The organism is Pseudenhygromyxa sp. WMMC2535, assembly GCF_011083025.2.
This window is the reverse complement of record NZ_JABJWV010000001.1, coordinates 1902484-1919238: the sequence shown is the minus strand read 5'-3', so window position 1 is coordinate 1919238 and position 16755 is coordinate 1902484. Positions and strand designations below refer to the sequence as shown.

Here is a 16755-nt window from a genome sequence, read left to right as displayed (position 1 = left end):
GGTCGAGCGAGTACGATCTGGTGACGAGAGTCCGCGACTCGGGAGTGATCTCTCGGCCAGTTCGGGGATTCCCCTTGGTCCGAGCTCCGGACACTCCCACGGCGGACCCACCAATTACGTCCCACCACCGCCCCCTGCACATCCGGGGCCGATTGAGCCGTCCACCGGAGGATTCAATGATCCCGGCCACGGCAAGGGATTGTGGCGAAACTTCGCTATCGCGGTGTTGATCGTCGGTCTGTTGGCTTGGGGGGGAATCTGGCTGCTCGGGGTCATCGCGGCCAAGCTCGTGGACTGGGTGCCCACCGATGTCGATGTGGCCCTGGGATCACAAAATTGGCAGGCGCTCGCGCCAGAGGAGTCTCGTTGCTCGAATCCTGGTCCGCTGGCTTACGTCGAGGAGCTGGTCCAACCTTTGACAGAGCAGGCCGACGGAGAATTCGAATTCCAGTTCGCGGTCGTCGATTCGGAGGAGGTCAACGCCTTTGCGCTCCCCGGTGGTTTCGTGACCGTGAACATGGGCTTGCTCGAGGCGGCCGAGACTGGAGAGGAGGTCGCTGCCGTGCTCGCCCATGAGATGACCCACGTCACCCATAGGCACGGGATGCGCGCGGTCCTCCGGCGCGTCGGCGGGCTGACGGTGATCTCGATGATCTTCGGCGGTACGGACTTCCAGAACCTGGCCTTCGCCGCCGAGGGCCTGGCCACGCAGGCCCACAGCCGCGACCAGGAGCGCGACGCCGACGAGGGCGGGCGCGAGCTGCTGATGGCCGCGGGCGTCGACCCGATCGGCATGGCGACCTTCTTCGAACGCATGGAGCGGGACCAGGGCTCGCTCCCGGGCGCGGCGGTCTTGCTCTCGACCCACCCGAACCCCGGGGAGCGGGCCGAGACCACCCGAGAGATCGCCGCAGGCTTCACGGCGACGCGGGATCTGCCTGATCCGCCGGCGGACCTCAGCTGCTTTTGACCTCTGCTACCCTCGCCAGGATGCGCCCCCCCATCTCGCTCCTGGCCTCCGCCCTGGCCCTCGCCACATCACTTTGCGCGGTCGGCTGTGACAAAGGAGGCGCCGGCGCGCAGCCGGAGGAGACCTGGCGCCTCGGTCACAGCGAGGGCTCCTCCCCGGACATCCAGGGCGGCGAGGCGCTCGAGGACGGCGACGTCGACGGGGCCGCGGCCCGGGGCGTCGCCCTGTGGAAGATGCAGCGAGCCATGCGGATGGGAGATCGGGGCTTCGCCGCGGCGGTCGGGGTGACCTCGGCGAAGTTCGTGGCCCTGGCCGCGCTCGACCGGGCCGGGAGCTCGGGGGAGGTCGCCTATTTTCGCTGGGACGAGGACCCGGCCTCGCTCGAGCGCTGGATCGTGGTCTCGGTGACCTTCGACCCCGACGAGGCCATGGAGCCGCAGAAGTTCGACGACCGCCCGAACGGCGAGCAGCGCCGGACCTTGGCCGCGCTGTGGACAGCCGAGGCCAAGGCGCAGGCCGACTACCCCGACGCGCGCTGGGTCGCCTACAGCTTCCGCGAGCGCGACGAGAAGAGCGGGCGGCTGCAGACGCGGCTGTACTTCATCGGCTCGGACGACCAGTCGCCGGACCTCGAGTACAGGGTGCTCGACCCCGTGAAGGCCAAGAAGCGGCCGGAGATCGTCGACCACCGGCTTCACCTCGAGGCTGGGGTCTGGGCCAAGCTCCCGCTGGTGACGCCCCTGACTCCGCCCGGCCCGCCGACCTTCGCCCGCGCCGTGGCCATCGCCACCGCGACCGGCAAGCCCGTCGAGGTCATCGATGGCGTGGGCGCCCACTACGAGGTCGAGCCTGACTCCGGGCTTGTGACCAGGAAGTGAGCGCCAAAACCTGGGTCTTCAAAAGAGGACCCTCACGCGAGACTGTCACCCAAAGCCCGAAATGGGCACCTGGACGCAGGCTGGGCGCGGACGCCCGCGCTCGGGTGCAGATCCCTCGCTGGACGGCGCTGACGGGACGCTATAGCCCGCCTTCATGCCAGCGACCCTCCGCAAGGTCTTTCTCTGGATACACCTCGTGCTCGGCGTGGCCACGGCCGTGGTCGCGCTGAGCTTGTGCGTGAGCGGGGCCCTGCTGGCCGCCGAGCTGCCGGTGACTCGCTGGGCGGAGCGCCGCCTCGTCGAGCCGCCGGCGACGGCGACGCCTGGGAGCCTGCCCGAGCTCGAGACCCTGGTCCCGAAGATCGTCGCGCAGAGCGAGCGAGCGCCCGAGCAGATCACGGTCGGCCACGACCCCCGGGACCCCCTGGTGGTGAGCTTCGGGCGGCGCGAGCAGAGCCTCTACGACCCCTGGACCGGTGAGGCCCTCGGCGAGGGTCCGGCGGGGATCGAGGGCTTCTTCCGCAAGGTGATGACCTTCCACCGGTGGTTCAGCCTCGAGGGCAGCGGGCGAGAGGCCGCGCGGGCCATCGTCGGCGTGAGCACCCTGATCTTCGTGCTGATGATCCCCACCGGCTTGCTGCTGTGGCTCCCGAGGCGCTGGCGGTGGCCGGCGGTGCGCTCGGTGCTGCTCTTTCGCCGCGGGCTCTCGGGCAAGGCCCGGGACTTCAATTGGCATAACGTGCTCGGCTTTTGGTCGGCGCTGGTGCTCCTCGTCCTCGCGCTCACCGGGGCGGGGATCGCCTATGACTGGGTCGGCAATGGCCTGACTCGGCTCGCGGGCGGCGAGGTCAGCGAGGGCGGCAGGGGGGGGCCCGGCAGGGGGGGGCCCGGCGGGGGGGGCCCGGCAACGGGGGGCCCGGCAACGGCCCGCCCGGCGCGGGAGCGGGCGGGGGCGAGGGCGAGGCGGCCGAGGCGTCGCCGCCCCTCGACGAGCGCCTGGCTGGCGTCGACGCGGCCTTCGAGCGCGTCGCCAGCCAGTCCGAGGGCTGGCAGCGGATCTCCTTGAGCCTGCCCGCGGACGCGGACAGCGAGCTGAGCTTTCAGGTCGATCGCGGCAACGGCCGCCAGCCTCAGCGCCGGACCTCGATCACCATGGCGCGGGGAGAGGCCAGCGCGGCGGCGCTCCAGGGCACGGGCTGGTCGTCTCTCGAGCGCAGCCAGCAGGTCCGCTCCTTCATCCGCTTTGGCCACACCGGCGAGATGTTTGGCGGGCTCGGCATGCTCTTGGCCGCGCTCGCCTCCCTGGCCGGAGCGGTGCTCGCCTACACCGGCGTCGCGCTGACCTGGCGACGCTGGCGAGCCTGGCAGGCCCGCCGCGAGCGAGACGCGTGAGCGCGAGCGAGACGTGCCCCGCGGTCCGAGTCGCTCGGGGCACGCATCGCTCGGAGCTGGTGTCGCGCCGCGGCGGTGGTCGTTTCGCGCTCAGCTCTCGAGCACGTGGGCGAGCAAGGCCGTGATATTGTCCTTGCCGCCGGCCTCGTTGGCCGCGTCGACCAGGGCCTCGCAGGCGCCGTCGAGCCGCTTTTTTCGCTTCTCGATGATCTCGAGGATCTGGGCGTCATCGAGCATGTCGTTGAGGCCGTCGGAGCACAGCAGGTAGATGTCGTCGACCTTGTACTCCTCGACGATCACGTCGACGTAGACCCGCTCGGACAGGCCGAGGGCGCGGACCACCACGTTGCGGTGGGGGAAATTGCGGATCTCGTCGCCGCTCATATCCTTCATGCGCTTCCAGTCGTTGAGCAGCGAGTGGTCCTCGGTCAGCTGCTGGAGCGCGCCGTCGCGGACGCGGTAGACCCGGCTGTCGCCGACGTGGCCGATGTAGAAGCGGCCCTGGTCGAAGAAGATCGACTCGACGGTGCAGCCCATGCCCTTCTTGGCGTCGTCGGCCGCGGCGGTCTCGAAGATCTCGGAGTTGGCGAGCTTGATCGCCGTGATCATCCGGTTCTTCTCGATCTCGAGCTGCGGCACGCGAAACGGCCAGGTCCGCGCCTTCTCCAGGCCGGTGCGCTTGTAGAAGTTGCCGATCACGTCCACGGTGATCTTGCTGGCGACCTCGCCGCTGGCGTGGCCCCCCATGCCATCGGAGACCACGGCGATGGGGAACTCGTCGGGGATCAACAAGTTGTCCTCGTTGTGATCGCGGACCCGACCAACGTCGGTCCTACCGGCGAAGCGGACTCGTTCGCGGCCGACGGCGAAGCTGATGCTCACGAGTTCCTTCCTTCGGGTCGCGGCTGCGAGGCCTGCATCTCGATGACGGTATCAGGGCCCGCGCGAGGGTTCCAGCCGTGGTGAGTTTGGGCCCGGGCTGCTAAGCTGTCGGTCGAATGCCGGATGCGGCTGGACGTTCACGTACGATCGAGCTGGATCCTCGCGCCGGGGGTCTGTCCGTGGCGCGGCTGCTCTTCGCGCTGCTGCGCCAGCGCTTCACGGGCACGCTATGCCTGTCCCAGGCCACGCTTGCGGGCCCACGCGCGTCCACGGTGTGGTTTCGCGGGGGGATGCCCGTGTTCACCGACTGGGAGAGCGAGGCCGCGCGCTTTGGCCAGCTCGCGCTCGCCGGCGGCCTGGTCGAGGCCCCCGACCTCGAGCGTGGCCTCGAGACCATGCGCGCGCAGGGGCGGCTGCTCGGCGAGGTGCTCGTCGAGCAGGGCAGCCTGAGCGCGCGCGCGCGCAGCGAGGTCTTGCGCAGCCAGTGCGCCGCCAAGCTCCAAGAGGCGTTCGCGGTCGATGCGCTCGCCGAGACCACGGCCCACATCGAGGTCGTCGAGCATCAGCTCGGCGAGGGCGATGATCTCGGCCCGGTCAACGTCCTGGCGCTGATCTTTCAGGGCATCAGCGCGCACTACGACGAGGCGCGCGTGCGCGCCGAGCTGGGCGCGGGCCTCGACGGAGATCTGGTCGCGACCCCGGCGGTGGTCCGCTACGAGCGACAGTTCGGGTTCTCGGAGCGGGACGCCGCGATCCTCACCGGCCTCGGCCGCGGGGTGACCTTGTCCGGGCTGATGCGCCCGGGCATCGACCCCACGCGGGCGCTGCAGATCATCCACACGCTGTGGTGCTGCCAGATGCTGCGGGTGGGCGAGGACGCCATGAACGCCATCGCCAGTGGAGCCACCGCCGCGAGCGCGTGGGCCCAGCAAGGCTTCCCGATCGGCGGGAAGGCGGCGGCCAAGGCAGCGCCGACCCCCGCAGCCAAGCCGGCGGCCAAGGCAGCGCCGCCGCCACCGGCAGCGAAGCCGGCGGCCAAGCCCACGCCGCCACCGGCAGCCAAGCCCACGCCGCCACCGGCAGCCAAGCCCACGCCGCCACCCGAGCCCGAGCCCGAGCCCGAGCCCGAGCCCGAAGTCGACGACGGCTTCGAGGAGGCCCTCGCCGCGCTCGAGGCCAAGGTCGCCGAGGAAGCCAACGCCTTCGCGCTCTTCGGCCTCGAGATCGACGCCGGCCGCAAGGAGATCCGCGCGGTCTGGGCCGAGCTCAGCAAGACCTTCCACCCCGACGCATTGGAGAGCCGAGATCGCGGCCACCTGCGCCCGCGCGTCGAGCCGGTGTTCGCGGCCCTGTCCGAGGCCTACAGCGTGCTCGGTGACAAGGACGAGCGGGCCAAGCTCCGCGGCGCGCTCGAGGCCGGGGGCACCTCGCTCAAGGCCGGCGAGGACGCGTCCACGGTGGTCCGCAACGCCTTCGAAGCCGAGATCATGGCTCGCGACGCGGACAAGCTGCTGCGCGCCAGCCAGTACGCGCGCGCGCAGGAGATCTACGAGCGGGCCCACGCCCTGAGCCCCAAGGACCCGGACATCGAGGCGGCCCTGCACTACTCCCGGCTGCAGGCGGGGGACCCGGCCTCGGTCGACGCCAAGACCACCGTGGCCCGCCTGGCCAAGCTCCTCGAAGACGCGCCGGGCTGCGCCCGCGGCTATTACTTCAAGGCGCTGCTCCACCTCCGCCTCGACGAGACCTACCTCGCCAAGACCGACCTCATCAAAACCATCGAGCTGGACTCGCGCAACATCGACGCGCAGCGCCAGCTGCGGGCGCTCAAGCTCAAGGAGCGCGAGGCCAGCGGCAAGTCCGAGAGCAAGAAGAGTGACAAGCGCAGCTTTGGATTGCGCGATCTGTTTGGAAAGAAGTGACGCCTTCGTGACGGGCCGATGCGCCCGCCGTGACGCGGGGTAGAGGTGGCGGCGGTGAGGTGGCGTGGCACACCTGGCGGCCGTGGACCGAGGGGGACGGAAGACGTAGCGTCCGGGCCATGAAGAGCATGAAGATGACGCGCCATGCGCTGTGGTTCGCTTGCCTCGGCTTCGCGCTCGGGGGGTGCTCCGACGACGCGCAGTCGGAGGAGGACTCCGGGACCGAAGACAGCGGGACCGAGGACACGGACAGCACGGGAGGCGACGAGGTCGGGACGGAGACCGGGACCGAGACCGGGACCGAGACGGGCACCGAGACCGAGACCGGCACCGAGACGGGCACCGAGACCGGTACGGAGACGGGCACCGAGACCGAGACCGACACCACGGAGACGGACACCGGGCTGACCTGCGAGGATCCAGGCGAGCTCGGCCCGATCTCGATCACGGCCCTCGAGCAGGCGCTGCCCGAGTTCATGCTCGAGGACGCGCTCGCGCTGAGCTTCGAGACCAGCGAGGACTACGCCGCCTTCTTCGCCGAGGCTCCCCCCGCGGCCCTCGACTTCGCGAGCGAGTGGGCGTTCATGTACTACGACGGCCAGCGCGAGGTCCCCTACCACGACCTGACGATCACCGGCCTGTCCGTCGAGGACGACTGCACCTTGGTCTACGACCTCCTGCGCCGCGAGCCCGGGCCCTCGTGCGAGAGCTTCGAGTGGGCGCGGCCGACGGGCGCGCTCGTCGAGCTGCCCGCGCCCTTCTCCTCGGCGCTGACCCTCGTCGAGGGCGAGGTCGAGGTCGAGGTCGTCGACTGCGAGGCCGATGGCGTCGGCGAGCACCAGAGCTGCAGCGCTGACACGCCCTGCGCCCCGGGCCTGATCTGCGCCGGTGTGACCCGCTCCGGCAGCGGGCTGTGCGGGTCCACGGATCTAAAGGGCGTCTTCGTGGACGAGAGCGAGCAAGAGATCCCCGCCGGCGACGAGCTGATCGTCGAGATGCTGGCGGACGACCTGGCCACGGTCGACACCGACGTGATCATCCGCGTCGAGCTCGACCACCCGGACCCGAGCGCGCTGACGATCACCTTGACCAACCCCGACAGCAACGAGGTCATGGTCTGGGATCAGGAGCTCGGCCCGGTCAACTACCCCTGGTTCGAGTTCGACGGGGAGTTCGTGATCCACCGCTCGCCCGTGGGCTTCTCCGCCGACGAGTCGGTCAACGGCACGTGGACCTTGAAGATCGTCGACGCGGGCGACAGCGGCGGCACGCTGAAGGGCTGGGGCCTGGAGATCATGAGCCGCTTCGACTGAGACTCGTCGAGCATGTGGCCACTCGTGGACGCCCTCGGCTGCGCGCAGCCGGGGGCGTCTGCAATTGCGCGCGCGCTCAGGCCTTGGGGCGCAGGCAGGCGAGGGCGGCGATCCCCGTGAGCAGCACGATCATCGCGCCCATGCACGCCTGGTGGATCAGCGTGAGCTGCTCGGCGACCTCGATGCGGGCCAGCGGGCGCATGGCGACGAGGTCGACGCGGGCCCAGGCCTCGTGGAGCTCGGGGAGCAGGACCAGGCGCTCGATCCCCGCGACGCCCGCGGCCAGCAGGGCGAGGGTCGGGCCCACGCGATGGGGGAGCCAGCGCCGGGCGACGGCGGCGAGCAGCACGCTCGCCGCGAGCACGACCTCGGCGCAGCGCATGGCCAGGGGCTGGCTCAGGGCGCGGGCCAAGTTCGCGTCGACCAGGGCGGTCTCGCCGCGGAGCATGGGGATCAGCAGCAGGTGACCAACCACGACGCCTCCCAGCGCCAGGGCGAGGCTCATGATGCCGATGATCGCCGTCGTTCGCACGTGGTCCATCGAGCACCGAAGCGCGCGCGTACGCAAATTTTGAGCGGCTTCACAGCCCCGCCCGGCGAGCCGCGGCGGCCTCGAGCTCGCGCGTCGCGTCGCGTCGCGGAGTCGCGGTGCTATGGTTCGCCCGTGGTGCGCTCGCAACGCCAAGACCCCCCGTGGACCCGTCGCCGCTTCCTCGCCGGGGCCTCCCTGGCCGCGGGCGCCGGCGTCGGTCTCGGCCTCGGCAGCTGGCCGCGCGCGGTCGAGGCCGCCGAGGAGAAGCTGCTCGAGGAGGCGACCAGCGACTACAACACGATCATGATCACCGAGCGCGGCTCGGTCCGGACCATGTACTTCGTGGTCGACGGCACGCGCTACATCGAGTCGCGCTGGGACATGGCCCACCCCAACAGCCTCGACCTCGACTACTCGCGCACGATGATGGCGGGCTTTTTGGTCAACCCCGAGCCCAAGCGCTTCATGATGATGGGCGTCGGCGGCGGGCAGATGTCCAACTACCTGTTCGAGCGCTTCCCTGGCCTCGAGATCGACGCCGTCGACATCGACCCCGAGGTCGTCCGCCTGGCCCGCAAGTACTTCGGCGTCCCCGATGACCCGCGCTACCGCACCCACGTGGGCGACGGCCGGCTGTTCATCGAGCAGGCCGAGGAGCCCTGGGACATGATCATGCTCGACGCCTTCCGCGGGGTGTTCGTGCCCTACCACCTCAAGACCCGCGAGGCCTACGAGGCCTGCCTGGCCAAGCTGCGCCCCGGCGGGGCCGTGGTCGCCAACCTCCACAACCTCACGCGCATGTACCCCCACGACCGCAACACCCTCGCGGCCGTGTTCCCCCAGCGCTACTCCTTCGTCAGCGAGAGCGGCAACCAGACCACCTTCGTGGCCTCGTCCTCGGCCGAGCGCGTGGGCACCTACGCGATCCGCGAGCACGCCCGCGAGGTCTCGACGCGCTTCGACTTCGACATCATGGGCCTGTGCGCGCGCTACTACATGCGCAGCGACTGGGACACGGACGCCTCGGTGCTCACCGACGACTTCAAGCCCGGCGAGCTCGAGACCGCGGCCGAGCGCCACAACACGACCTGCATCGCTGGCTGCGCCTACCCGGCGCGCTGAGCTGCACGCTCGCCCAAAAACGAGGACCCCGCGAGCGCGCCGCGGGGTCCTGTTTTTTGGGCCGCGTCGGCCCCGGGGATCACAGCTCGTCGATCACGCGGTAGAGCGCCGCGAGCACGCCCTCGCCGAGCTTGCGGCAGCGCTCCGGGGACCAGCCCTCGTCCTCGTCCGGGGCGTCGGCGTTGTCCTTGAAGGGCTGCTCGAGGGTCATCGAGAGCTTGTCGAAGTGGCCGGCGATCCAGTTGGTGGCCATGGTCATGTTGGCCTGGCCGGGGCCGGGCACGGGGTAGCCGTGCTTGGTCTGGAAGTCCGGGTTGGCGGCGACGAGCTCGGCCTCGTACTTGGCCTGGAGCGCGGCGACCTTCTCGCTCAGGCCCTCGACCCCCTCGCTGCCGGCGATGAAGTTGTAGGGCAGGGCCTCGTCGCCGTGGACGTCGAGGGCGAAGTCGAGGCCGGTGTCCTGCATCTTGCGCCGGACCAGGAAGACCTCGGGGCTGCGCGCCATGGTCGGCTCGAGCCACTCGCGGTTGAGGTTGGCCCCGGCCGCGTTGTTGCGCAGATGGCCCCTGCGGCTGCCATCTGGGTTCATGTTGGGCACGATCCAGAACACGGCCTTGGCCAGGAGCTCGCGGGCCACGGGGTCGTCGGGATCGAGGAGGCGGGCGAGCAGCCCCTCCATCAACCACTCGGCCATGGACTCGCCGGGGTGCTGGCGCGCGAAGATCCAGCACTGCTTCTTGCCGGCGGTCTCGCCCTCGCTGACGCGCAGCAGGTCCATGTCTTGACCGTCGACGCTGGCCCCGAGGCGCTCGTACTCGACGCGCGGAGACTCGCAGCAAGACGCCACGAGATCGTGGTGCCGCTCCATGGAGTAGGGAGCGAAATAGGCATAATAAACGCTGTTCAGTAGGGGTTCGTGGGCTAGTTGTAAAATTCCGTCCTCAAAAGTCGTGGTCTCGAGGCGCTGCCAAGTCTCGCGGTCGTAGCTGTAGCAGGCGCGGTAGTTGGTCCAGCCCTCGGGGAAGCTGACCTCGTCCGCGTTGACGATGCGCATGCGCACCGAGGTCCCGGCCGCGCCGGTGACTCGAAAGAAGAACCACTGCATGTGGTCGCCGCCCGCGTCCTTGCGGATCTTCAGTTGGATGTCGCGGGGGTCGGTGGCGTCGACGACCTCGATGTTGCCGGCGTCGAAGTTGGCGCTGATGTGAACCATGCTTGCTTCCTGTCTCGGGGGGCGCGGCGCGGTGGCCGGCAGCCCTGGTGGAGTACTCGCTGAGTGCGCGCAAGGTAGCGTGAAGCGGGATCTCGGCCCAGCGCGGCCGTCCCGAAGCCGCCTCGGGCCGGGTTTTGTGTCTGCTCAAAAGCGCCAAATATCGGCCGCGAGACCATGAAATCTGGGAAATTGTCGCGTGCGACCGTCCGGGGCCTTGCACGGGTGGCTGCCCAGACCGCACACTCGCTGACCACGAAGGTATGGCTCCTTCGAACGACGACAACGGCCGCGGGGCCGACCTCGACGACGACACGGCCCTCGATCACGAGGACGGCCGCTTTGTGGACGAGGTGGACGGAGACGAGGGGATCATCCTCGACGACGAGGTCGAAGACGGACTCGCGCCCGAGGCCGGCCGTCGCAGCCCTTCGCTGCTCTCGCTCTTGCTCCTGGTCGCCGGCGCGATCTGGATTGTTGTCGCGATGCTCAAGCTCGGCGACAGCGCCGGGATCGAGGGCATCCCGCCCGCGGCGATCGACGAGATCGCCCAGGACAGCGGCGTCGCGCTGCCCGACGTCGACGAGCCCGTGGGCTCGGACGCCGACGAGCAGACGAGCGCGTCTCCCGGAGAGATCGAAGACGAGGCCCAGCCCCCGGCGCCCGCGAGCGCGGACGAGGGCGAGGCGCTGGTCGACGACCCGGAGCGCAGCTCGGAGCCCGAGGTGGGCACACCCGGGAGCGAGCGCGGCCCGCCCGAGGGCTCGCTGCTGGCCGGCAAGGTCTGGCCACAGGACTATGTCGCCCCAGAGGTCGTGCACTACACGATCAAGCGCGGCGGCTCGATGAAGGTAGTAGCCAACCTATATAAGATCTTCCATCACGAGATCGAGGCGCTCAATCCCGGGGTCTCCCTCGACCGTGATCTCCCGCCGGCGACCAAGATCGTCGTCTACAAGCACACCCCCGGGGGGAGCAGCGAGTCCGTGAACTTCCCGGGCGACGGCGGTCTCGAGGGCGCCATGCCGATGGTCGACGGGCCCGGGCGCGTCATCAAGCACATCCCCTGGAAGGGCTGGGCGACGCGGACCACCGTGGCGACCCTCGACGCGGTCTTGCGCGAGTGGGCGCGGCGCTTCCCCAGCCGCCAGCCGATCCTCGTCGGCAACATGAGCGCGCGCGAGGGCGGCCGGCTCAAACCTCATAGTTCGCATCAGTCGGGCCGCGACGTCGACCTGAGCTATCCGCAGATCTGGGATCGCAAGGAAGAGCTCAATTGGCGGACGATGGATTCGAAGAACCTCGATCGTGAATTGACATGGTCGCTGCTCGAGCTGCTGCGCGAGACCGGCGCGGTCGAGGTGATCTTCATCGACAGCAAGCTGCAAAAGCTGCTCTACGACCACGCCGTGGCCACGAAGCGCCACTCAAAGGCCGCCCTGCGCGAGTGGATGGAATACCCCAATCCCCCCGGGAGCGGGAGCCCGCTGATTCGGCATGTTCGCGGGCACGCGGATCATATCCACGTACGCTTCAAGTGCACCGCGGCTGAAGATCGCTGCAAATCACGCGATCGCTGATTCGTGATCGCGTGATTGAGGCGGCCTAGAGCGGCGACCGGTTTGAAGGCGCGCCGTCAGGTGCGTCTGGGCGGTTCCGTGGCGAGGAGCGAGGCCGAAGCTGTGGTGGACCCACTGCGAGCGCCGAGCGACAACGACCACGGGGCCGCCCAGATGTGCCTGGCGGTGTGAATTCAAACCGGTCGCCGCTCTAGCGCGGTGATGGGGCAGTCGCGCTCAGTGGAGGTCGTTGAAGGCCTCGCTGTGGGCCTTGCGGACCTTTCGCGCGGCCTCGGGGCTGGACGGAGGAGGCGGCGCGGGGGCGAAGGCGGGCGCTTCGCTGGCCCCGCTCGCGCCCGAGCCGCCCGCGTCGGGCTCGTAGCGCGCGTGCGGGCCGGTGTGCTTGGGCGCCAAGCTGGCGAGCTCGGGCTCGAGCGCGGCGAGCTCTTCGGCCTGGGCGGCGAGGCGCTCGTCCTCGAGCGCCTCGGCGCGCTGGCTGGCCCAGTCGACGGCGGCGCGCAGCAGCTGCTTGGCCTGCTTGGTCTCGCCGCCGCGGGCGAGCTGGAGGACCTGCAAGGTCGCGGCGCTGGTCCGGGCGCGGGCGCCCGCGCGGGCGATCTCCGGGACCTGAGCGGCGGCCAGGGCGTCGGGGTCGGCGCTGGCGGTGGCCGCCAAGAAGGCGCGCTCGAAGCGGTTGCCGGTCCCGGTGTAGACGTCGGCGTAGCCGAGCTCGAGGTCGCTGAGCTCGACGGTCGCGCCCTCGGCGTGTGGACCGACGCCGAGGCGGACGATCAGCTCGAGCTGCTGACCCTCGGCGATGCTGCCCAGGGCGAGCTCGAGGCGGTTGGTGCTGGGGTTCCACTGCGGGGTGTGGCCGACGATCTCGAGGATGCGCACGCCGGGGCCGGGGCCGAGGGCGAGGCGAAGGTCGCGGGCGACGGTGCGCTGGATGTGCAGGACCTCGTCGCGGAACAGCTCGGCGACGGCGTCGGGCTCGTCGACGAATGCGAAGTGGCCGTGGGTCTGCTCGGCGAGGCTGGCGAGCAGGGTCTCGTCGTACTCGAGGCCGTAGCCCAGGGCGGTCAGCTCGACGCCGCGGGCGGCGAACTGCTGGCTCGAGCCGGAGATCGGCCCGGGGTCGTTGGGCACGCCGTCGCCGAGCAAGACCACGCGCTCGAGGATCGCGGGGTCGGGGCCGTGGCCGCTAGCGACCCCGCGCCCGAGCTCGACGAGCTCGCCTTGGTCCATGGCCACGGGCGCGCGCGAGAGCTGATCGAGGGCCAGGCGCATGCCGCCGGCGAGGTCCGTGGTCCCCCAGGCCTGCATCTTCTCGATCTCGGCCTTGGCCGCGGCGCGGCTGTGCTCGCCGATGATCGTGGACTGCATCAGGACCTCGGCGCGGGAGTGGAAGACGACGAGGGCGAAGCTGTCGCCCTCGGCGAGGGCGTCGACGAGCTCGGCCGCGGCCCGCTTGGCGCCGGCGATGGCCTCACCGCGCATCGAGGCCGAGGTGTCGACGACCAGGACCACGCGCGCCGGCGGGCGCGGGAGATCGAGGGCCTCGGGGGCCTGGATGCGCACGCGCGCGACGAGCTCGTCTTCGCGGTCCGCGGGCACGAGCTGGTTGGCCAGGGCCCAGTCGAGCTCGAGGTCGACGGGGGCGACGTAGGCCTGGTCTTCGAGGGGGTCCACGCGGTCGCGGTCGCGGGTCTCGATCTTCTCGCCGTCGAGGGGCGAGAGCACGACCTCGTCGCGCTCGCACGCGGTGGTGGTCAGCAAGCTCAGCAAGCTCAGGGCGGTCAGCAGCGTGGTCAGCGAAGCCTTGGGGCGGTGGTGTGGCATGGGTCAATCTCTTTGCGAGCGCGTCGTGGGGCTCGGCGTCATGGGCGAGCGCGGGGCGAAACGCGGGCTCGCGCGGCGCTCTTACAGCGAGGGGGACGCGACCCGGAGCCTGTGTTATCCACGTTCGCCGTGGACGCCCGCTGCAAGCGCCGCCCGCTCGCGGGCCTCGGCCTGGGCCTCGGCTTGGGCCTGGGCGGGCTCGGGGTGCTGGCCGCGGCGCCGGCCTGGGCGGCCTCGCCCCCGGCGCAGGGGGAGCAGGGCGCGCCCGGCCTCGCCCCGCCCACGGCCAAGGCGCCGCTGCGCTACGCCTACCCCCAGGACCTGCTGGCGGAGGAGGAGCCGCCTGCGGGCGCGGTGTCGATCCAGTACGTCGTCGACGTCGAGGGCGTACCCAAGGAGATCGAGGTCCTCGAGGGGGTCGAGCCGCGGATCGACGCGGTCGCGGTGGCGGCCGTGGCCGCGCTGCGCTTCGAGCCGGCGCGCTACGAGGGCGAGGCCGTGGAGGTCGTGCTCTCGATCGTGCTCGAGTTCACGCCGCCGCAGCCCGAGGCGCCGGCGGACGCGGGCGAGACAGAGAGCGAGGCCGCGGGAGCGGGAGCCGAAGAAGGCGGGGCGAGGGCCGAGGGCGACCCCGAGCAGGGGGTGCCGCGGATCATCGGCAAGCTGCTCGAGGCCGGCAGCGGCGTCCCGGTGAGCGGCGCCACGATCCTGGCCGTGCCCGCCGGGGACTACCCCGAAGGCCGCGTTCGCCAGCAGATCTACGCGGATGAGGAGCGCGAGCCGGCCTGGCTGGTGCGGGCCTACGCCGACGACGAGGGCGCCTTCGCCCTGCCCGGCGTGCCCGAGGGCAAGGTCCGGCTGATCATGCTCGCGCCCAACTTTCAGCGCCTCGAGTGGGTGGTCGAGCTCGCCCCCGGCAAGCAGCTCGACACCAAGTACTTCCTGACCCGGACCAGCGCCAACCCCTTCCGCACCGAGGTCACCGTCGAGCGCGAGACCATGCCCGAGGTCGTGGTCCGCAGCCTCGACCTCGAGCAGGTCAACGAGCTCCCGGGCGCCTACGGAGACGCGCTCAAGGCCGTGCAGAACTTCCCCGGCGTCGCGCGTGCGCCCTTCGGCGCCGGCCAACTGACGATCCGCGGCGCGGCCCCGGGGGACTCGGGCGTCTACCTGGGCTACCACGAGATCCCGACCCTGTTTCACTTTGGCGGGCTGACCTCGGTCTTCAACAGCGACATCCTCGCGCAGATCGACTTCATCCCCGGCAACTTCGACAGCCGCTACGGCGACGCCCTGGGCGGGATCGTCAACGTCCAGCCGCGCCGAGGCCGACGCGACGGGGTCCACGGCTACTTCGACGCCGACCTCTTCGACGCCGGCGCCCTGCTCGAGGGCCCGGTCGGCAAGGGCAGCTTCGTGGTCTCGGCCCGGCGCAGCTACGTCGACGCGATCTTGCCCTTCGTGATCCCCGACGAGGTCGGCCTCGGCCTGACCTTGGCCCCGCGCTACTGGGACTATCAGGCGCTCTTCGACTATCCGCTGCCCGAGCCCGTGGGCGGCGAGCTCTCGCTGCGCGTGTTCGGCTCGGACGACCGCACCCAGCTGCTCTTCGTCGAGGACAACGAGCTCGAGGCCGACGAGCGCGACAGCCTCGAGACAGTGCAGTGGTTTCACCGCGTCGACCTCGTCTATCGCAAGCTCGACGGGCCGTGGGAGTTTCTGATCACGCCCTCGTACAAGCGCGAGTTCAGCTCGGGCTCGATCTTTGGCGCGACCAACTTCGACATCGAGAGCGACACCTTCTCGGCTCGCGCCGAGCTCAGCTACCTGATGAGCGAGCGCGCCCGGCTGCGCGTGGGGGCCGAGTTCGTGGGCTCTTGGTACACGGGGCGCGTGGAAATCCCCGGCTACGAAGGCGGCGGCCCGAGCCCGGTGCTGAGCGAGGCGACGACCCGCGAGACCGACTACGTGCGCCTGCTGCCCGCGCTCTACACCACGGCGACCTTGCGCGTGGCCGAGCGCCTGACCCTGCTCCCCGGCCTGCGCCTGAGCCACTACGACGACCGCGGGGGGATCTCGCAGACCACCGTGGACCCGCGCCTGCGCTTTGTCGCCTCGCTGCACGAGAACACCGCGCTCAAGGGCGGCGTCGGTCTCTACACGCAGGGCCCGGGGATCCTCCAGGGCGACGCGATCTTCGGCAACCCCGACGCCTTGCCCGAGCGATCCCTGCACACGAGCTTGGCCTTCGAGCAGCAGCTGCCCTGGGGCGTGAGCGTGGAGCTCACGGGCTTTTACAAGCGGCTGTACAACCTGCTCAGCCAGAGCAGCGAGCTGGTCATGCCCCTGGGCGAGGAGCCGAGCACACAAAATTTCGCCAACGTCGGCACCGGCAACATCTACGGCGGCGAGCTGCTCGTCCAAAAGGCCCTCGGAGATCGCTTCTATGGCTGGCTCTCGTACACGCTGATGCGCTCCGAGCGGACGCCGGCCCCGGGCGAGGCCACGCAGCTGTTCGACTACGACCAGACCCACATCCTCACGCTGATCCTCAGCTACGACTTCCCCTACAACTGGCGCGTCGGCGCCCGCTTTCGCGTGGTCTCGGGCAACCCCTACACCGCGGCGGTCAACGGCCTCGTCGATGGCGGCGGTGGCGGAACGAGCTACATTCCGATCTACGGGCCGATCAACGGCGACCGCCTGCCGACCTTCCATCAGCTCGACCTGCGCATCGACAAGACCTGGGTCTACCGGCGGATCAAGGTCACCAGCTACCTCGACATCCAAAACGTCTACAACGCGGAGAACACCGAGTTCCTCAGTTACAGCTACGACTACCAGCAGGTCCAGCCGATCCTCTCGCTGCCGACGGCGCCCTCGATCGGGATGAAGATCGAGTGGTGAGCGGGCGGAGCGGGACGGGCGGCTCGGCAGGCGGCGGGAGCGGCCGCGGGTGGAGCGGGCTGTGTCGGGCCGGTGAGCGCCGTCGTGGGCGGGTCGAGCGGGTCGGACGGGGCGAGCAGGGGCGCTCTGGCGCGCTCGTGGGCGAGGTGTGCGGTAGGCCAAGGGGGGAGGCCCAGCCGCGGATTTCGCGGTTTTCCGCGGGCGAGCTTGCATCTAAAATGATCCC

General features: G+C 70.3%; 13 protein-coding genes. 9 read left to right on the top strand and 4 right to left on the bottom strand.

Going from position 1 to position 16755, the window contains the following annotated elements:
* Positions 1-223 precede the first annotated feature (223 nt).
* The 4 genes from G6O69_RS07220 (at position 224) to G6O69_RS07205 (ending at position 3240) form a co-directional block, all read left to right on the top strand.
* A complete protein-coding gene (locus tag G6O69_RS07220; RefSeq protein WP_176396691.1) occupies positions 224-970 on the top strand; it encodes a M48 family metallopeptidase in 747 nt (248 codons plus the stop codon).
* A gap of 20 nt (positions 971-990) precedes the next feature.
* On the top strand, positions 991-1848 hold the full coding sequence (locus G6O69_RS07215) for a hypothetical protein (protein ID WP_172302789.1): 858 nt from the start codon (positions 991-993) through the stop codon (positions 1846-1848).
* A gap of 154 nt (positions 1849-2002) precedes the next feature.
* Positions 2003-2914, top strand: coding sequence for a PepSY-associated TM helix domain-containing protein (locus G6O69_RS07210; RefSeq protein ID WP_172302788.1), 912 nt, complete (start codon positions 2003-2005; stop codon positions 2912-2914).
* Positions 2911-3240 carry a PepSY domain-containing protein gene (locus tag G6O69_RS07205; RefSeq protein WP_172302787.1) on the top strand — a complete coding sequence of 110 codons (330 nt, stop codon included), beginning with the start codon at positions 2911-2913 and terminating at the stop codon, positions 3238-3240. The genes G6O69_RS07210 and G6O69_RS07205 overlap by 4 nt, the downstream gene beginning before the upstream one ends.
* Before the next feature lie 90 nt (positions 3241-3330).
* On the opposite strand, the gene G6O69_RS07200 is transcribed toward G6O69_RS07205, so the two are convergent.
* Entirely contained in the window at positions 3331-4122 is a 792-nt protein-coding gene (locus tag G6O69_RS07200; protein ID WP_172302786.1) for a Stp1/IreP family PP2C-type Ser/Thr phosphatase, read from the bottom strand.
* Between the two features lie 116 nt (positions 4123-4238).
* Here G6O69_RS07200 and G6O69_RS07195 point away from each other — a divergent pair, with 116 nt between their 5' ends.
* Together G6O69_RS07195 and G6O69_RS41970 are read left to right on the top strand one after the other, a co-directional pair.
* Positions 4239-6044 (top strand): hypothetical protein, encoded by a 1806-nt coding sequence (locus G6O69_RS07195; protein WP_172302785.1) that lies wholly within the window; start codon positions 4239-4241, stop codon positions 6042-6044.
* Positions 6045-6073: 29 nt separating this feature from the next.
* On the top strand, positions 6074-7357 hold the full coding sequence (locus G6O69_RS41970; RefSeq protein WP_176396690.1) for a proprotein convertase P-domain-containing protein: 1284 nt from the start codon (positions 6074-6076) through the stop codon (positions 7355-7357).
* Positions 7358-7433: 76 nt separating this feature from the next.
* Here the strand turns inward: G6O69_RS41970 and G6O69_RS07185 are convergent, their stop codons facing one another.
* Positions 7434-7898, bottom strand: coding sequence for a hypothetical protein (locus tag G6O69_RS07185; RefSeq protein WP_172302783.1), 465 nt, complete (start codon positions 7896-7898; stop codon positions 7434-7436).
* A gap of 123 nt (positions 7899-8021) precedes the next feature.
* Here G6O69_RS07185 and G6O69_RS07180 point away from each other — a divergent pair, with 123 nt between their 5' ends.
* A complete protein-coding gene (locus tag G6O69_RS07180; RefSeq protein ID WP_172302782.1) occupies positions 8022-9011 on the top strand; it encodes a fused MFS/spermidine synthase in 990 nt (329 codons plus the stop codon).
* A 79-nt stretch (positions 9012-9090) separates the two neighbouring features.
* Here the strand turns inward: G6O69_RS07180 and G6O69_RS07175 are convergent, their stop codons facing one another.
* Complete coding sequence (locus G6O69_RS07175; RefSeq protein WP_172302781.1) at positions 9091-10224, bottom strand: carboxypeptidase family protein; 1134 nt, start codon at positions 10222-10224, stop codon at positions 9091-9093.
* 260 nt (positions 10225-10484) lie between these two features.
* Between G6O69_RS07175 and G6O69_RS07170 the strand changes: the two genes are divergently transcribed.
* On the top strand, positions 10485-11801 hold the full coding sequence (locus tag G6O69_RS07170) for a penicillin-insensitive murein endopeptidase (protein ID WP_172302780.1): 1317 nt from the start codon (positions 10485-10487) through the stop codon (positions 11799-11801).
* Between the two features lie 216 nt (positions 11802-12017).
* Here the strand turns inward: G6O69_RS07170 and G6O69_RS07165 are convergent, their stop codons facing one another.
* Entirely contained in the window at positions 12018-13622 is a 1605-nt protein-coding gene (locus tag G6O69_RS07165) for a VWA domain-containing protein (protein ID WP_172302779.1), read from the bottom strand.
* 129 nt (positions 13623-13751) lie between these two features.
* Here G6O69_RS07165 and G6O69_RS07160 point away from each other — a divergent pair, with 129 nt between their 5' ends.
* Positions 13752-16529 (top strand): TonB-dependent receptor, encoded by a 2778-nt coding sequence (locus tag G6O69_RS07160; protein WP_172302778.1) that lies wholly within the window; start codon positions 13752-13754, stop codon positions 16527-16529.
* Positions 16530-16755 lie beyond the last annotated feature (226 nt).